General features: G+C 71.1%; 16 protein-coding genes. 7 read left to right on the plus strand and 9 right to left on the minus strand.

The annotated features are described in order from the left end of the window. Positions 1–3: 3 nt before the first annotated feature. The 7 genes from BEK98_RS24480 to BEK98_RS49100 form a co-directional block, all read right to left on the minus strand. Positions 4–633, minus strand: a complete 630-nt coding sequence (locus BEK98_RS24480; RefSeq protein WP_094218793.1) for an FMN-binding negative transcriptional regulator — start codon at positions 631–633, stop codon at positions 4–6. A gap of 2 nt (positions 634–635) precedes the next feature. Next, the gene (locus tag BEK98_RS24485) at positions 636–1781 is read right to left on the minus strand and encodes an acyl-CoA dehydrogenase family protein (RefSeq protein ID WP_094218794.1); all 1146 of its coding nucleotides are present in this window, start codon (positions 1779–1781) and stop codon (positions 636–638) included. Then, on the minus strand, positions 1778–3259 hold the full coding sequence (locus BEK98_RS24490) for a class I adenylate-forming enzyme family protein (RefSeq protein ID WP_094218795.1): 1482 nt from the start codon (positions 3257–3259) through the stop codon (positions 1778–1780). Before BEK98_RS24490 ends, BEK98_RS24485 begins: the two co-directional genes overlap by 4 nt. A 154-nt stretch (positions 3260–3413) precedes the next feature. Further along, positions 3414–4835, minus strand: coding sequence for an NAD(P)/FAD-dependent oxidoreductase (locus tag BEK98_RS24495; protein ID WP_094218796.1), 1422 nt, complete (start codon positions 4833–4835; stop codon positions 3414–3416). Positions 4836–4873: 38 nt separating this feature from the next. After that, positions 4874–6130, minus strand: a complete 1257-nt coding sequence (locus BEK98_RS24500) for a beta-ketoacyl-[acyl-carrier-protein] synthase family protein (RefSeq protein WP_094218797.1) — start codon at positions 6128–6130, stop codon at positions 4874–4876. A gap of 508 nt (positions 6131–6638) precedes the next feature. Further along, entirely contained in the window at positions 6639–7646 is a 1008-nt protein-coding gene (locus BEK98_RS24505) for a helix-turn-helix transcriptional regulator (protein ID WP_094218798.1), read from the minus strand. Positions 7647–7801: 155 nt separating this feature from the next. Next, the gene (locus BEK98_RS49100) at positions 7802–7966 is read right to left on the minus strand and encodes a hypothetical protein (RefSeq protein ID WP_167444249.1); all 165 of its coding nucleotides are present in this window, start codon (positions 7964–7966) and stop codon (positions 7802–7804) included. 451 nt (positions 7967–8417) lie between these two features. Here BEK98_RS49100 and argH point away from each other — a divergent pair, with 451 nt between their 5' ends. The 7 genes from argH to BEK98_RS24540 all read left to right on the plus strand — a co-directional run bounded on the left by argH (position 8418) and on the right by BEK98_RS24540 (position 15526). Continuing rightward, positions 8418–9959, plus strand: coding sequence for an argininosuccinate lyase (gene argH / locus BEK98_RS24510; RefSeq protein ID WP_167444250.1), 1542 nt, complete (start codon positions 8418–8420; stop codon positions 9957–9959). Positions 9960–10003: 44 nt separating this feature from the next. Further along, the gene (locus BEK98_RS24515) at positions 10004–11176 is read left to right on the plus strand and encodes an argininosuccinate synthase (RefSeq protein WP_094218800.1); all 1173 of its coding nucleotides are present in this window, start codon (positions 10004–10006) and stop codon (positions 11174–11176) included. Positions 11177–11199: 23 nt separating this feature from the next. Continuing rightward, complete coding sequence (locus tag BEK98_RS24520; protein WP_094218801.1) at positions 11200–12147, plus strand: methionyl-tRNA formyltransferase; 948 nt, start codon at positions 11200–11202, stop codon at positions 12145–12147. A gap of 70 nt (positions 12148–12217) precedes the next feature. Next, the gene (locus tag BEK98_RS24525; protein ID WP_094218802.1) at positions 12218–13066 is read left to right on the plus strand and encodes an EamA family transporter; all 849 of its coding nucleotides are present in this window, start codon (positions 12218–12220) and stop codon (positions 13064–13066) included. 43 nt (positions 13067–13109) lie between these two features. Next, on the plus strand, positions 13110–13478 hold the full coding sequence (locus BEK98_RS24530) for a hypothetical protein (protein WP_094218803.1): 369 nt from the start codon (positions 13110–13112) through the stop codon (positions 13476–13478). Further along, entirely contained in the window at positions 13465–14229 is a 765-nt protein-coding gene (locus BEK98_RS24535; RefSeq protein ID WP_094218804.1) for an enoyl-CoA hydratase/isomerase family protein, read from the plus strand. Before BEK98_RS24530 ends, BEK98_RS24535 begins: the two co-directional genes overlap by 14 nt. Positions 14230–14260: 31 nt before the next feature. Then, positions 14261–15526: a cation:proton antiporter gene (locus BEK98_RS24540; protein ID WP_094218805.1), complete on the plus strand. Its 1266-nt coding sequence runs from the start codon at positions 14261–14263 to the stop codon at positions 15524–15526. A 42-nt stretch (positions 15527–15568) separates the two neighbouring features. On the opposite strand, the gene BEK98_RS24545 is transcribed toward BEK98_RS24540, so the two are convergent. Both BEK98_RS24545 and BEK98_RS24550 read right to left on the minus strand, forming a co-directional pair. Beyond that, entirely contained in the window at positions 15569–15994 is a 426-nt protein-coding gene (locus BEK98_RS24545) for a PIN domain-containing protein (RefSeq protein WP_094218806.1), read from the minus strand. Then, positions 15991–16269 (minus strand): ribbon-helix-helix domain-containing protein, encoded by a 279-nt coding sequence (locus BEK98_RS24550; RefSeq protein ID WP_094218807.1) that lies wholly within the window; start codon positions 16267–16269, stop codon positions 15991–15993. The genes BEK98_RS24545 and BEK98_RS24550 overlap by 4 nt, the downstream gene beginning before the upstream one ends. Between the last annotated feature and the right edge of the window lie 68 nt (positions 16270–16337).

Genomic DNA, 16337 nt, shown 5'->3' on the forward strand with positions numbered 1-16337 from the left:
CGCTCACTCGGTCCGGGCGGTCGGCGGCCGCAGGACCAGCCGGGCGAGTTCCTGCCGGGCGGCGTCGTCACTCGCGGCGAGCACCTCGGCCAGCTCGCCGGAGTGGTCCTTGCGCTGGTTCAGCCGGAAGCAGGAGGCGAGCTGGAGGTCGTACAGGCGGAAGCCGACGATGTTCTTGAGATAGCCGTCCGTGAGCTGGGCCGGCATCTCGTCCAGGGACCAGGTCGACCCCTCGACGGTCTCCTTCTGCAGCCGGTCGATGAGGCCGGTGACGTCGGCGCGGGTGCGGGCCGCGTCGCTGACCTCCAGCCGGCCGGAGATCTCCACCGCGCAGTACAGCCAGGTGGGGATGCGGCTGCGGGTGCCGAACCACTCGGCGGGCACGTAGGTGTCCGGGCCGAGCACGGTGATCGTGGCCGGGGCGCCCGCCTCGAAGGCCGCCGTCATCGCGTTGGCGCGGGCGACGTGCCCGGCGACGAACAGTCCGCTCTGCTCGCTGCCGCGCAGGTCCACGGGGAGCGGCGAGGTGTACACCGTGCCGGCGTGATGGGTCGCGAGGACCCCGAAGGACCTCGCCCGTACGAAGTCGGCCATGGCGGGCAGCGGCAGGCTGAAGTGGTCTCGGGTGTACATGGTCAGCGACGGTCCTTCGACTCGGCGTCCAGCGGTTCCAGGCCGATGCCCTCGCGGGCTCCGCGTTGCGGCGGGTGGAACGCGATGGCGTGCAGGGCTCCGGCGAGCAGGGTGAAGAAGCCCGTACGGGCGAAGGTGCCGCCACCGGCCGCGCGCAGCAGCAGTCCGCCGAGGGCGCCGATCTCGTCCTCGACGCGGTCGCGGGCGCGGACGGCCAGGTTGAGCTGGTCGCCCGCCGGCCGGCCGGTGTCGATCGCGTCGGCCGCGTCGAGCAGTTCCGCCTGCAGTCGGCGCAGCCCGTCGAAGGCTTCCGTCCACCGCCTGGAGCCCGCCCGCCGCTCGGCCGGGGTGGCGGTCGCCAGGCAGCGGGCGACGCCGAGGTAGGAGGCGCTGATCAGCAGTTGGAACCAGGTGTAGCAGTCGGTGGCGAAGCGCCGGCCGGTCTCGCCGCGCAGCGGGAAGACGCGGTCGTCCGGTACGCGCACACCGGACAGGCGGACGGCGTGGCTCTCCGCCGCGCCGAACACCGGGCTGGTCCAGAACGGTTCGCGCTCCAGGCTCCCGGCCCCGGCCGGGACGAAGACCTGCGCGTATCCCTCGGGGGTGTCGTCGGCCGCGCGCAGCTCGGCCATCAGGGACAGCACGTCCATGCTGGTGGACAGGGAGCACGGCCGCTTCAGGCCGGTGACGAGCCAGTCGGCGCCGTCGCGGACCGCCCAGCTGCCGAGCGTGCGCAGGTCGCGGCCGGGCGCCGACTCCGCGCCGCCCGAGGCGAGGAGCCCGGCGCCGGTGCCGAGGTCCTTCACGATCGCCGCGGCCCGCTCGTCGCCGGAGCGGGCCACCCGGCCGAGCGCGGCGATCTTGTAGTGGTGCATGGTCGTGGCGATGGCCACGGCCGGGGCCAGGGTGCCGAGCGCGACCTGGAAGCGTACGGCGTCCGCCGCTGACGCCCCGGTGCCCGCGTACTCCCGGGGCACGAGCAGAGCCGTGGCGCGGGTCCGCTTCAGCGCCGCGAACGCGGGCCCGGCGTCCTGCTCGTGCTGCTCGGCCGACCGGGCGGACAGGGCGGCGAAGAGCCCGTCGGCCATCGCGTCCAGTCCTGCCCGGGCGTCGGCGACGACGACGTCCTCGATCTCACGACCGGTCACTGGGTGCTGCCCTCCTGAGCGTGCATGAGCCGCCGTACGGCGGCGTAGTCGGTCTTTCCGAGGGGGGTGCGCGGGATCGCCGAGGTGATCTCGTACCGCTGGGGGAGCTGGTACGACAGCAGCCGCTCGCCGAGCAGCCGCCGTACCTCGGTCAGGTCGAACCCGTCGTCGGCGACGAGCAGCGCGGCGACCCGTTCGGTCTGTCCCGCGTCCGTGACGCCGACCACGGCGCTGTCCAGCACGCCGGGGCAGCGGCGCAGCGCGGCCTCGACCTGGAGGGGGCCGACCTTGTTCCCGGCGACGTTGATGAAGCCGGACAACCGGCCCCGTACGTACCAGCCGTCGCGGTCGGCGCGGACGAGGTCGCGGGTGCGCAGCCACCCGTCCTCGAACATCTCGGCGCTCGATGCGGGGTCGTGGTAGTAGCCGCGGGCGAGCGCGGGGCCCCGGACGTACAGCTCGTGCAGGGGCTCCCGGCCGGTGCCGTCGGGCACGGGCTCCAGCCGCCATTCGACACCGGCGACGGGGGTGCCGATGGAGCCGTGGCCGACGTACGTCCGGTCGAAGCAGATGACGCCGATCTCGGACAGGCCGTACACCTGGCGCAGCGGCACCCCGAACCGCTCGTGGAACCTCTCCTGCGTGTCGAGGCCCAGGGGCGCGCTCCCGGAGATGACCGTCCGCAGCGAACGCGCCCAGGCCGGCGGCAGTTGCCGCGCCTGCGTGAGCAGTTGGTACAGGACGGGCAGGCCGCTCATCAGCGTGACGCCGTTCCGGTCGATCTGCCGGGCCAGGCCCCGGCCGGTCAGCCGGCCGCCCCGGGCGAACACCACGGTCGCGCCGGCGAGCAGGGCCGGCAGGGTGAGGACGTCGATGCCGTGGCAGTGCGCCAGCGGCAGCGGACACAGGACCACGTCGTCCGGGGTCAGCTCCAGCTCGCCGCCCCACAGCCGGACCCGGGCGCCGATGGCCGCCTGGCTCATGACGATGCCCTTGGGCTCGCCGGTGGAGCCGGAGGTGCAGTGCACCACCCAGTCGCCGGGCGCGTAGCCGGTCGCCGCCCGGGCGCGGTGCCGCTCGGCGTCCTCGACCGCCCGCAGGGCGAACGCGCCCCGCCCGGGGTACGGCTGCTGGTCCACGGCCAGCAGACTGACGTCGAAACGGGCCGCGTTGTGCCTGCGCTCCGATGCGGACAGGCGGCTGTCCAGCAGGACGGTGACGATGCCGAGCCGGGCGGCGGCGAGGTAGAGCGACAGGAAGGTGAAGGGGTCGTCGACGGCCAGCCCCAGCACATCGCGCGGGCCGAACCGGGCGGCCAGCTCACCGGCCGCGGCGTCGACGGCGGCGAGCAGTTCGGCGTACGTCGACTCGGTGCCGTCGTAGCCGACCACCGCCCGGGCCGTGGGCGCGGCGAGCGCCACCGTGCGGAACGCCGGGTACAACTCGCCGTCCGGGGCGGTGTGGATGCCGTCCGTCATGGTGGACCTCCTCCCTGGTGAGGGCGCGCCGGGGCGCGCTTCGTGCGGCTCGGACGGGGTGAACGGGGCCTGGTCCGGGCCGGGTTGCTGCGGTCTTGGCGGCTCGGACCGGGGGCCGGCCCCGGTCCGAGCCGAGGTGTCACGGGCTGGCTGATCAGGCCGGGTCGGCGGGACGCAGGCCGAGCCGGGGCTCGGTCACGACGCGCAGGCCCAGCAGGCTGTCGTCGCGGTGCGGCTCGGTCCGCAGGACGTCGAACGACGGCTCGCCGACGTCCGGGTCGCCCGCCGTGGCCTCCTTCTGGACGCGCAGCGCCTCGTCCGCCAGGCGGTCCGTCAGCACCCGCGTACGGGCGTCGGTCGCCTCGCGGATGTCCGACATGCCGGCGATGATCTCGCCGAAGGAGACCGAGTCCCGGGCCCCGCGTTCGGCTCCGGCGTCCTCCCGGACCAGCCGGTCGGCGGTCCAGAAGAAGTCGTCCTTGCCCTGGTAGGTCTCGTACATGCTGCTCACCAGGGCGAGGGCGCGGGTGTAGGCGCGGCGGTAGGCGGCCTCGAAGAAGGTGAGCCCCTCGGCCTCCGGCAGTTCGCCCCGCCGCACCGAGGCCAGCGCCGCCGCCCCCACCAGGCCGCCGTACAGGGCGAGGTGGACGCCCGTCGACAGCAGTGGGTCGAGGAAGCACGCCGCGTCGCCGATCAGCATGTAGCCGGGGCCGCAGAACCGGTCGGCGACATACGAGTAGTCGGTCTCCGCCCGCGCCTCGGCGACACAGGTGGCGTCCGCGACCAGGTCGCTGACGATGTCGGACTCGGCGATCACCGACCGGTACAGGTCGTCCAGGGAGCCGTGGGCGCGGCGGTCCCGCGCGAAGACGTCCTTGTGGGTGACCAGACCGATGCTGGTGCGGCCGCCGTGCAGCGGGATGACCCAGTACCAGCCCTTGGGCGACGAGATCACGTTCACCCCGCCTTCGGGGCTGTCCGGCAGCAGCCGGGCGTTCTCCCAGTAGCTCCACAGGGCCACGTTGCGGAAGAACCGGTGCTGCTGCCGGTTGCGGAAGTGCTGGGCGCTGAGCAGTCCGGCGCGGCCCGAGGCGTCGATGAGGAAGTCGAACCCGTCGAGGGTGACGGGTCCCTCGCCCTCACGCACACAGTGCACCGCGCGGGGGCGTCCGTCCTCGTCGAAGTCCACGGACTTCGCGGCGATCCCGTGCTCGACCCGGACGCCTTTCTCGCGGGCGTTGTCGAGCAGCAGCGCGTCGAAGGCGGCCCGGTCGACCTGCCAGGTGCTCACGTGGTCGCCGAACTGCTTGCTCCAGTCGATGACCCAGCTGTCGTCGCCCCAGCGGAACGCGCCGCCGCGTTTGACCTGGAAGCCGCCCGCGTCCAACTTGTCGGCGACACCGATCAGTTGGAGCACGTGCCGGGTGGAGGGGGTGAGGGACTCCCCGATGTGGTAGCGCGGGAACTGCCGGCTCTCCACCAGCCGGACGTCGAATCCCTCCTGCGCGAGAAGGGTCGCGGTGACGGACCCCGCCGGGCCGCCACCCACGACGAGGACGTTGCTCGGTACGGTCATGACCTGCTTCCGGTCCTGGGTGCGGATGGGAGGACGGTTCACGCGCCGCGGAAGACGAGCGCGGAGTTGTTGCCGCCCATGCCGACGCTGGTCGAGACGGCGACGTCGACCGGCGTGTGCGCGCCCTTGTCGATGACGTGGTTGAGTTCGCAGCCCTCGTCGGGCACCCGCAGACCCCAGGTCGGCGGCACCTGGTCGTGGCAGGAGGCGAGCAGCGCGGTCATGGCCTCCATCGCGCCGGACGCGCCGAGCATGTGCCCCGTGGCGCCCTTGATGCCGCTGACCCGCAGGTTGTCGGCGTGCCCGCCGAACACCTTGCGGATCGCGGTGACCTCGGCCGGGTCGTTGGACTTGGTCGCCGTACCGTGCACGTTGAGGTAGCCGACCTGCTCCGGGGTGATGCCGGCGTCGGCGAGGGCCTCCTCCAGGCACGCGGTCATGCCGGGGGCGTCGCTCGGCGGGATGTCGCTCATGTCGAAGGCGTCGCCGCGCAGGCCGTAGCCGAGGAGTTCTCCGTAGATACGGGCCTTGCGGGCGAGGGCGTGCTCGCGCTCCTCCAGGACGAACACGGCCGCACCCTCGCCGAGCACCGTGCCGTCGCGGTCGCGGTCGAAGGGCCGGCACGCGCCGGAGGCGGCCCCGGTGTGGTTCTGCGCGAAGCCGGAGACGATGATCTCGGTGACGGGGGACTCGGCACCACCGGCGAGCATCACCTCGGCGCGGCCGTGCCGGATCTTGTCGTACGCGGCGATGACCGAGTCGGAGCCCGAGGCCGAGGCGCCGGAGACGGTGACCAGCGGCCCGCACAGCCCGTACCGCACGGACAGCAGCGAGGTGCCCGCGTTGGGCAGGGTCATGTTGAACAGCCGCGGCGACACACCCCGCGTGCCCTTCTCCGCCATCTTCGCGAACTGGTCCTGGAGCACCTCGGTGCTGGAGAACGCCATGCCGATGGCGGCGCCGTACCGCTGGAACCGCTGGTCGGACTTCTTGCGGGAGACGATCTCGTTGCGGGGCAGGTCCAGGCCCGCGTCGAGCAGCGCGGCGTTGGAGGCGGCCAGCGCGTACTGCTGATAGCGGTCCAGAACGCGCTGGTCCCGCGGGGAGATTCCGTGGTCCTCGGGGTTGAACCCGACGACCTCGCCGGAGGTCTTGACCGGGCAGCGGGAGGTGTCGAAACGGGTGGTCTCCCGTACCCCGCTGTGGCCGTTCATGAGGTTGGTGAAGATCTCGTCGACACGCTCGCCGACCGGGGTTACGGCCCCGAGACCGGTGATGACCACACGTCGGTCCATCGTCTGTCCTCTCCTGAACCGCTCCCCAGAGCAGGGGCGGTCGCTGAATACGCGCCGGTTCGACGCCGTGGATCGCGCGGAATTCGATTCGCCTGCCGGGCAGTCGCACAGGACTGCCTCAGATATCGCAGGGACGGTAACGAGCGGTTCCTGGACGGAATTACCTGTCCAGGAACGCGGCGAGCGCGGGAATTCGTGACACTGCTTCGCCGGAACGTGACCACATCACAGTTCCAATCAGCCGCACAAGATCTTTCCACATATCGAGACCCGGGTAAGTCTCGTCGGTAAATGGCCAGTTGAGCGCGAAGGTTTCTGACCCTCGATGACTGAAAACTTATCCCGGCCGACCCCTCGACGGCCCCTGCGCGGGGCTGGCCGAGTGCGGTCGTGGCACCGGGCGGTCAGCCCCCTGGGTCACGACAGGGGGCGCCGACTGCCAGACTGGACGTGGCGAAAGCGCGTGGGAGACAGGGGGGACGCCGGGAGAACGGGGGCGGGCGTCCGGTCAGACGTCGAGCCAGCCGCGGGCCGCGGCATGCGCGCCGGCCTGGAAGCGGGAGTCGGCCTTGAGCTTGCGCATGAGGTCGGTCATGATGCGGCGCAGCGTGCGCGAGGAGATCCCGAGCGACCGGGCGATGGCGTCGTCCTTCATGCCCTGGCTGAGCATCCGCACCAGGGAGAGTTCCCGGCTGTCGAGGTCCTCGTCCGCGGTGTCCGCGTTCGGGGCGACGGCCGCCGACGCGGTGGCGCCGTGCACCCAGCAGAACTCGAAGACCGACACGAACAGGGCGAGCATGTCGGGGTCCCGGACCTCCAGGGCCGTGATGGCGTCCGGGTTCGCGTCCGGATCGGTATCAGCGGTTCCGGCCGGTACGTAGGCCACGACCCGGTCGACCACGATGAGCCGGAACGGCAGCACCGACGCCACCCGGACCTGGGCGCCCGCCTCCTGGAGTTCTTCCAGGTGGGCTCGGCCGTGCGGGACCTTGAGCATCGTGCTCAGGTGGATGGAGCGCATGGTGACACCGCGGTCGATGACCTCGCGGTTGCGCTTCATGCTGTCCTTCAGCATGGTGTGCGGCAGCGGGGAGCCCGGGTGCATGCTCAGCACCTCGGTGCGGGCCTGCGTGGCCGCTCCCTCCAGCGCGACGGAGATCTCGCGCTGACCGACCAGCCGACTGGCAAGGGACGGCTGCTCGCCGTCGGTGCGCAGCCGCATCAGCGAGGCGCTGAGCACCGAAAGGGTGGTCCGGGCGCGCTCCAGCTCGGCGAGGCACTCGCCGGCCGCCTCCTCCTGCAGGGCCACCATCCGGGCGAGGACCGCGTCCGGACTGAGTGTGACCACCTCACCGTGGCCGCCCAGCCGGCGCACCAGCCCGGTCCGGCTCAACTGGTCCAGGGCGCGGTCCAGTTCAGCCTCGGACAGATCCAGCGCCTCGCCCGCCGCACGCGGACCCACCGAGGGGTCGCTGAGCAGCAGCCGCAGAAGGCGATGGCCCTGGTCGGTCAGCATATGGCGCACACGCGATCCACTCCTTCATATTCATGCCGACTATGGCATATCCAAACAGTGAGATCGCTCCGGGGTCGCCACGGCTCCGCCGGACACGCCGGAGCGGGCCATCGGCTGCTGCGATGACCCGCTCCGTGTCGGCATCAGGTGGCTGATCAGCCCCAGGCCAGATCGTCCGGTGCCGCGGCCGCCGCCACGGCCGGCGCCTCGGTCCCTCCCGCCGGCCGTTCGACGGTGCCGGCCAGCACCGCGAGCATCGCGGCCCCCATCAAGAGCGCGGCCAGACAGCTCCCCTTGGCCTGAATGCTCTCGTTACGCATTACATCCCCCTCGTCAATTCGAGCCACTGGTACGGCGTTCCGGTGGCGATCCGATGTTGCCCCCCTCGCGTGGGGCGGGGAAAGAGAAGTCCGTCGTCCAGGAAGGGTCATGGCACATTGCGGCCATGTAACGCGGCACACAGAAATAGCCCCGGGGAAGGTCAAGTTCCGGAAATCCTCCACAAGTCCCGTGGCCGAAAGGGGAGTTGTCAATTGGGCGGCGCGTTCCACGAGGAATCTTGTGGCGAGCCCGCCCCGGACGCGCTCCCTGTCCGGAGCCGGACACGGCATGTCACGGCCAGTGTCCCGCTGTGGACAGCCTGTTGCGACCCCGCAGAGGATCGAGTCAGCCGTCGGCAGAGACGCTGTGCGACCGAGGAGCCCCGGGACGGGGCCTGTCCTCCGGCGCTGCCTGGAACGGCCGGACTTTCCCGTACGCAAAGGACCAACAGTGACTGACAAGTTGTGGGGCGGCCGGTTCGACGAGGACATCACCCCCGATGTCCTGGACTACACGCTCACCACAGACGTCGATGTGCGGCTCGTCTTCGCCGACCTGTGGCAGGACATCGCCCATGTGCTGATGCTCGGCCACCGCGAGATCATCCCGGCCGAGAACGCGCGGGCGATCCTCGGCGCCCTGCTGAGGCTGTCGGAGCGGCACGAGCGCGGCGAGCTGCGGCTGCGCCCCGAACTCGAGGACGTCCACTTCAACATCGAGCAGATGGTCATCGAGGACCTCGGCCGCGAGGTCGGCGGTCACATGCACACGGCCCGGTCCCGTAACGACCAGGTCTCCACCGATGCCCGCATGTACCTCCGCCGCGTCCAGCTCGACGCCGTCGCCGCGAACCTGGCGCTCATCGACGTCCTGCTGTCCTTCCCGGAGGAGGACCTGCTCGCCATCCTCCCCGGCTACACACACAGCCAGGCCGCCCAGCCGGTCTCCGTCGGCTTCTGGAAGACCGCCCACGCGAGCATGCTGCTGCGGGACGTACGGCGGCTGCGTGACGTCTTCGACCGTACCGACGAGTCCGCGCTGGGCGCGTGCGCGCTGGCCGGCACCTCCTTCCCGCTGGACCGGGAACTCAGCGCCCGGCTGCTGGGCTTCCGGGGCGTGCTCAGCCACGCGCTCGACGCCACCAGCGCCCGCGACTACCTCATCGAGAGCGCGGCGGCCTTCGCGATCGGCGGCAACAACCTCTCCCGCATGGCCGAGGAGATCGTGCTGTGGAGCGGGCACGAGTACAGCCTCGTCGAGGTCTCGGACGCGTACGCCACCGGCAGCTCGATCATGCCGCAGAAGAAGAACCCGGTCGTCGCCGAGCTCACCCGCGGCCGCGCGGGCCGCACCGCCGGCACCCTCGTCCAGCTGCTCACCATGGCCAAGGGCGTCACCCTCGGCTACAGCTGCGACCTCCAGGACGACAAGCCGTACCTGTGGAACGCCATCGACACCTACCTGTCCACGCTGCGTATCGTCGCCGGCCAGACCAGGGGGCTGCGCTTCAACAGCGAGCGCGGCGAGGACCTGTGCTGGGACAACTTCTCCACCGCGACCGAACTGGCCAACTACCTGGTCTCCGACCACGGCCTGCCCTTCCGCGAGGCGCACCACGTCACCGGCTCGCTCGTCGGCGCCCTGCTCAAGCGCGGCGCGACCCTGCGGGACACCGCCGCGGGTGCCGAGATCCTGGCCGGACTCGGCCACCCCGTCGAGGAGCAGATCCTCGCCCGCCTCTTCGCGCCGCGCGCCGCGGTGACCAGTTACACCAGCCCCGGCGGCACCTCCCCGCAGAGCGTCGAGGCCGTCCGCGCCGAGCTGCGGCAGGCGGTGCAGGGGCACGGGGAGTGGCTGGAGCGCACCCGGGACAAGCTCGACACCGCGCACGCCGCCACCCTCCGGGCGGCCCGCGAGATCGCCGACGGCGCGGACTTCGCCAAGGTCCTCGACACCGTCACGGCCGACCTGCCGGCCGTGCAGCAGCGCTGACCCCACCGGGCCGACCCCGGCCGACACGACATCCCGGAGAACCCATGAAGATCGTGCTCGCCTACTCCGGAGGCCTCGACACCTCCGTGGCACTGCACTGGCTCAAAGAGCGCTACGACGCCGAGGTCATCGCCTTCTGCGCGGACATCGGCCAGCTCGAATCCCTCGACGCCGTCAAGGAACGCGCCCTGCGCACCGGGGCCTCGAAGGTCTACATGGAGCCGCTCGCCGAGCGCTTCCTGAGCGACTTCGCCCTGCCCGCCCTGCAGGCGCACGCCCGCTACGAGAACAAGTACCTGGTGGCCGCGCCGCTCTCCCGGCCGCTGATCGCCCAGCGCATGGTGGAGATCGCGCACGCCGAGGGCGCCGACGCCGTGGCGCACGGTGCCACCGGCAAGGGCAACGACCAGGTGCGCTTCCACACCAGCGTCACCGCGCTCGACTCCGGCCTGAAGGTGCTCGCCCCGGTCATCGACTGGGAGCTGACCACCCGGGAGTCGGAGCTGGCGTACGCACGCGAGCACGGCATCGAGGTCTCCGTCACCAAGGAGAACCCGTACAGCATCGACACCAACATCTGGGGCACCAGCATCGAGTGCGGTGAGCTGGACGACATCGAGCAGCCGCCCCCGCCGCACGCCTGGCAGCTCACCGCCGACCCCAAGTCCGCCCCCGAGCAGGCCGAGCAGGTCACGATCCGCTTCGAGAGCGGCGTCCCGGTGGCCCTCGACGGGGAGAAGCTGGAGCTGGTGGAGCTGGTGCGCCGGCTCAACTCCCTGGCGGCGAAGCACGGCGTGGGACGCATCGACATCGTCGAGAGCCGCATCGTCGGCTTCAAGACGCGCGGCATCTACGAGGCGCCCGCCGCCACCGTGCTGATGGCCGCGCACGAGGAGCTGGAAGCGATCGTCCTCGACCGCGAGACCCTCCACCACAAGCAGGCGCTCGCCCTGCGCTACGCCGAACTCGCCTACTACGGCTACTGGTTCTCCGACCTGCGCCGCGCCCTGGACGGCTTCGTCGCCAGCGTGCAGCCCCAGGTGACCGGCGAGATCACGATGGAGCTGTACAAGGGCTCGTGCACGGTGCTCGGCCGTCGCTCCGAGAACTCCCGTTACAGCGGCCGACTGGCCACCTACGAGGCCGGCGACACCTTCGACCACAAGGCGGGCGCGGGCTTCGCCTACGTGTGGTCCCTGCCCCTCACACGACCGTGACCGGAAGGAACGAGGCGAACCGCATGCGCATCGTCTTCATGGGCTACCAGACCTGGGGGCACCGGGTCCTCGAAGCCCTGCTGCAGTCCGAGCACGAGATTCCGCTCGTCATCACCCACCCCACCAGCGGCCATGTCTACGAGACCATCTGGAACGACTCCGTGGTCCAGCTGGCCGAACAGCACGGCATACCCGTACTGGAGCGCAAGTACGCCAACGACGACGAAGTGGCCGCGCTGCTGGAGGAGTTGCGGCCCGATCTGCTGGTCTCCTCGGACTGGCGCACCTGGGTGGCCCCCCGCATCTACGGCCTGGCCACCTATGGCGCGATCAACGTCCATGACGCGCTGCTGCCCCGCTACGGCGGCTTCGCACCGCTGAACTGGGCGCTGATCAACGGTGAGCGCGAGGTCGGCGTGACCGTGCACTTCATGAACGAGGACTTCGACCTCGGCGACATCGTGGTGCAGAAGCGGGTGCCGGTGGAGGACAAGGACACCGTCACGGACCTGTTCCACAAGACGGTCGATCTGTTCGTCCCGGCGACGCTGGAGGCCATCGACCTCATCGCCTCCGGCCGCACCGACTGGACCAAGCAGGACCCCGCGCAGGCCACGTTCTTCCACAAGCGGTCGATCGAGGACAGCCGCGTCGACTGGACCTGGTCCGCGCGGGACATCACGAATCTCGTCCGGGCCCAGGTCGACCCGTACCCCAACGCGTTCGCGTACTACAAGGGCGAGCGCGTCCGCATCCTGTCCGCCTCGGTCTCCCAGCTTCGCCTCGGCGGCACCGTCGGCCGGGTCTTCCGCCCGGAGGGCGAAGGCGTGGCCGTCGTCTGCGGCCCCGACGCGCGCCGCGGCTCGGAGTACGGCCTGGTCGTGGAGCGGGTCCGCACCGACGACGGCCGGGAGCTGCGCGGCGTCGACTTCTTCCGCACCATGGGCGGATATCTGACGAGCCGGCCGTAACGGTCGCTCAGCCCCCTACCGAGGCGGTCCCCGCCGGGGACCGCCTCCTGCCCCTCCCAAGGAGTACCCGGTGAATCTGTTCCTGGCCCTCGCGTCCGCGATGGTGCTCGGCTCCGCCGACTTCGTCGGCGGACTGGCGACCAAACACGCCCGCGCCGCGGTGGTCGTCTGCTGGTCGAACACCGCCGGTCTGCTGACGGCCCTGGTGTTCGCCGGGATCCTCTCCCACGGAGGGACCAGTTGGTCCGAGGCGGTCTGGGGCGGCCTCGCCGGACTCTGCGGCAGCCTGGGGGCCATCCTCCTCTACCACGCCCTGGCCAACGGCGTGATGAGCCTGGTCGCCCCGACGACCGCGGCGGCGGCCGCCGCCCTGCCCGTGATCGCCGGGGTGCTGTCGGGCGACCGGCTCACCGGCCTGGCCGTGATCGGCGTCCTGTGCGCCCTTGCCTCGGTCCTGCTGGTGTCCCTGTCGGGCGACGACTCCGACGGCTCGGCCGACCGGCGCAAGATGGCCCGCAGCGTGGGGTTCGCCCTGCTGGCCGGCGCCGGCTTCGGGCTGTTCTTCGTACTGCTGGCCCACACCCCGAGCGACTCCAGCCTGTGGCCGCTGGTGTGGGCCCGCTGCGCCTCGCTGACGCTGCTGCTGATCCTGGGCCTGGTCCGTCGTACGTCCCTGCGGCTGCCGGCCACGCCGGCCCGGCTCGCGCTGCTGTCCGGGGTGCTCGACATGGGGTCGAGCATCCTGTTCCTGATCGCGGTCAAGGCGGGCAGCCTCGCCATCGTCGGCCTGCTCTCCTCGCTCTACCCGGTCAGCACGGTGCTGCTGGCGCGGTTCGTGCTCAAGGAGCGCATCCGCACGGTCCAGCACGTCGGTGTCGTCCTCGCCCTCGGAAGCGTGCTGCTGCTCGCCTGGAGCTGACCCGGCCACACCGTCCCACCCCCGATTCCTGTCTGGAGACCGCATGCCTGCCAGCGACCCGATAGCGCCGCCCCGGGTCCTGCCCTTCGCGGAACACGCCGCGCGCCCCTCGCGCGAACCGTCGGCGCAAGACGCGGCCCTGTCGCTCGACCAGCTCGCCGCCGAGCGCACCGAAACGCTCCCCGGGCCCTTCCACTACCAGCTCAAGGGCGTCCGGTTCACCCTCCCCGCCCTGCGCGGCCTGCCCCTCGACGTCTGGGAACGGGTGCGGGGCGGCACGGACCCGGTGGCGTCGCTGCGCGCCGTCGTCGGTGAGCAGAAGACGCGCGAGATGGCCGCCGCCGGATTCACGCTCTGCGATCTCGACGTGATCGTCGAGGACTGGGAGCGCCGCAGCGGTGTCCGACGCTGAGACCTTCAGATGCGAACGCCACGGGCCGGTGGCGGTCGTGGTGTTCACGGGCCCGCACCACGCGAACGCCCTGAGCCGACGGCGCATGCGCGAACTGCGCGGCCTGCTCCTGCGGTTGGAGGCGGACCCGACCGTGCGGGCGGTGGTCCTGCGCGCCGACGAGGAGTACTCCTTCAGCGTGGGAGGCGACTTCCACGAGATGCGCCACTTCGTCGGCGGCGCCGAGACCGACGCGTGGAGCGACGACATCGCCGACCTGTGCGTCACCGCGCTGGAGGTCACCAAGCCGGTCGTGGCGGCCCTGGACGGCCATGTCATGGGCGTCGGCGTGCTGCTCGCCCTCGCCTGCGACTACCGCGTCGGGTCCGAGAGCTGCTCCCTGCGCATGCCGCACTTCGAGCTCGGCATCGTCGGGGTCTGCGCCGGGTACGTCCTCGAGCGTTCCCTCGGCCGGTCGCTGATGCAGGAGATGCTGGTCTCGGGCGAACCGTGGTCGTCCGAGGACGCCCTGAGCGACGGCCTGCTGCAACGAGTCGTCCCCGACATCGACCTGGCCGCCACCGCGCTGAAACTCGCCGAACGCTTCGCCGCGTACGACGCCACGGCGTTCCGCGTCACCAAACACCACCTCAACCGGTCCTACGCCCTGGGGCTCCGCGACGCGCAACGCACCGCCCGTACCTCGCACCGGGCCGCTTTCGCCACCGGCCTGCCCCAACGGCGCATGCGTCGGATCCTCGGCGACGACTGACCTCTCCCGTCCCTACCGAAGGAGTTCCGACTTGCCCGCCGCGGATCCTCTGCCCGATGTGCTGGTCGCTGTTCCGGCGGTGATCCTGGCCTGTCAGGCCGGGGCCTGGCTGATGCGCAGGCTCGGCCAGCCTCCCGTGGTGGGCGAGATCGCCACCGGTATCGTGCTCGGCCCCTCGCTGCTCGGCTGGATCTGGCCGGCCGGTCTGCACTGGCTGTTCCCGGACACCGTGATGCCGTACATCGGTCTGCTCGGCAATCTCGGCCTGCTCGCCTTCATGTTCCTCGTGGGCCGGGAACTCGACCTCGGCACCCTGCGAGGGCACAGCCGGACGGCGATCACGGTCAGCCAGGCCGGCATTGCGCTGCCCCTTGTCCTGGGTTCCCTGCTCGGGCTCGGCATGTACGGCTCCTTCGCTCCCCGTGGCGTGGGCCGGGCGGACTTCGTCCTGTTCATCGCCGTCTCGATGAGCATCACGGCGTTCCCCGTGCTCGCCCGGATCCTCACCGACCGCGGCCTGTACAGGACGCGGCTGGGCGCACTCGCCATGGCCTGCGCGGCCACCGACGACGTCACCGCCTGGTGCCTGCTGACGGTGGTCGTCGCCCTCAGCACCAGCGGGTCGCCCTCCGAGGCGGTCACCGCCGCTGTGCTCACCGCCGGGTTTCTCGCCCTCATGGTCGGGCTCGGGCGCCCGCTGCTCGCCCGCTGGACCTCCCGCGCAGGACGGGTCCCGGACGGCATCGGCATGGTCGTCCTGTTCAGCGGCCTGTGCCTGTCGGCGCTGACCACCGACCGGATCGGTGTCCATGCGCTGTTCGGGGCCTTCATCTTCGGGGTGATCACACCTCGTGGCTCCCGGACCGTCGACCGCTGCGCGGAGCAACTGCGTGCCTTCACCCTGCCGGTGCTGCTGCCCCTGTTCTTCGTCGTCACCGGCCTGCGCACGGATGTGTCAGCGCTGGCCGGCGATCCGGCGCAGTGGCTGTGGGGCCTCGCGGTCCTCGCCGTCGCGGTCATCGGTAAATGGGGCGGAAGCACGGGCGCGGCCCGGGCCACGGGTCGGCCCTGGCGCGAGGCCCTGGCCATCGGAGCACTGATGAACTGCCGTGGTCTCACCGAGCTGGTGGTGCTCAACGTCGGTCTCGAACTCGGCGTGATCGGCCAGGACCTGTTCACCATCCTCGTTCTCATGGCCCTGCTCACCACAGCCGTCACATCCGTGGCCCTGAGCCACTTGGTCCGCCCTGCGCCGGCAACCGAGGAGCCCGAGGTACATGAGGTTCAGGCCGCCTGAACGGCTGGTTCTGCGGCTGCGGAATGAGACCAGGGCGCCGGGTCACACCTTCTTGACGACGATGGTGTCCGGGAGGAGCTTCTCCAGGTCGTCCACGTCCGAGGTGAAGACGGTGACCTGCCCCTTCTGCCGGCGTGCGATGACAGCGAGCACGGCATCGATCGCGTACTTGTGACCGTGCAACTCGGCGTCAGCCAGGAGGCGCCGAGCCTGGCGGGCCTCGTCCTTTCCGATGTCGGCGACCTTGAGCCGGGAGAGCACCCAGTCCCAGCGCTGCTCGGTGGTTCTGCCGTCGTACGCCTCGATCAGCGTCATGGGAGACGTCACCACCTCGGCCTCACCCCCGGCCGCGAGTTCGAGCCAGGCGATCATCCTCCGGTCGCCGCGCACGGCCAGGGACAAGGCCTCGCAGTCGAGTACGAAGACGCGCAGTGGCCGCCGGCTGTGCTCACCGGCGCGCTTCTTCACGCGGCCTCTCCGGGGTTGTGTCCTCCGGTGGTGTGGCGGCGCTCGTGCTCGGCGTCGAGATCTTCCAGTTCCGCGCGTGCTGCCGCGCGCTCGTCCTCGGTGACCGGGCCGTGTTCCTCCTGCAGCCAGTCGACCAGCTCCAGCAGCCGGTCCCGGTCGCGCTTGAATCGCAGTGCTTCGGCCACATACGCCGAAAGTCCCCGCTCAGCCGCCTCGGCGCGGATCTCGTCCAGCAGGTCCTCGGGGATCGTCACGGTCACTTTCTTGGTCGCCATACTTGGCACCATACTCCGGGTGTCATACCCCTTACCAGTCGGCAGGCTCCAGGCCGCGGTCGCGATCG

The sequence above is a fragment of the Streptomyces diastatochromogenes genome (genome assembly GCF_002242805.1).
In the GTDB taxonomy this organism is placed as follows: Bacteria; Actinomycetota; Actinomycetes; order Streptomycetales; family Streptomycetaceae; genus Streptomyces; species Streptomyces diastatochromogenes.

Coding starts and splice junctions, on each gene's coding strand:
- BEK98_RS24495 (WP_094218796.1), bottom strand. CDS start 4,835: ATGACCGTACCGAGCAACGTCCTCGTCGTGGGTGGCGGCCCGGCGGGG.
- BEK98_RS24520 (WP_094218801.1), top strand. CDS start 11,200: ATGCGCATCGTCTTCATGGGCTACCAGACCTGGGGGCACCGGGTCCTC.
- BEK98_RS24480 (WP_094218793.1), bottom strand. CDS start 633: ATGTACACCCGAGACCACTTCAGCCTGCCGCTGCCCGCCATGGCCGAC.
- BEK98_RS24550 (WP_094218807.1), bottom strand. CDS start 16,269: ATGGCGACCAAGAAAGTGACCGTGACGATCCCCGAGGACCTGCTGGAC.
- BEK98_RS24515 (WP_094218800.1), top strand. CDS start 10,004: ATGAAGATCGTGCTCGCCTACTCCGGAGGCCTCGACACCTCCGTGGCA.
- BEK98_RS24505 (WP_094218798.1), bottom strand. CDS start 7,646: ATGCTGACCGACCAGGGCCATCGCCTTCTGCGGCTGCTGCTCAGCGAC.
- BEK98_RS49100 (WP_167444249.1), bottom strand. CDS start 7,966: ATGCGTAACGAGAGCATTCAGGCCAAGGGGAGCTGTCTGGCCGCGCTC.
- BEK98_RS24490 (WP_094218795.1), bottom strand. CDS start 3,259: ATGACGGACGGCATCCACACCGCCCCGGACGGCGAGTTGTACCCGGCG.
- BEK98_RS24500 (WP_094218797.1), bottom strand. CDS start 6,130: ATGGACCGACGTGTGGTCATCACCGGTCTCGGGGCCGTAACCCCGGTC.
- BEK98_RS24530 (WP_094218803.1), top strand. CDS start 13,110: ATGCCTGCCAGCGACCCGATAGCGCCGCCCCGGGTCCTGCCCTTCGCG.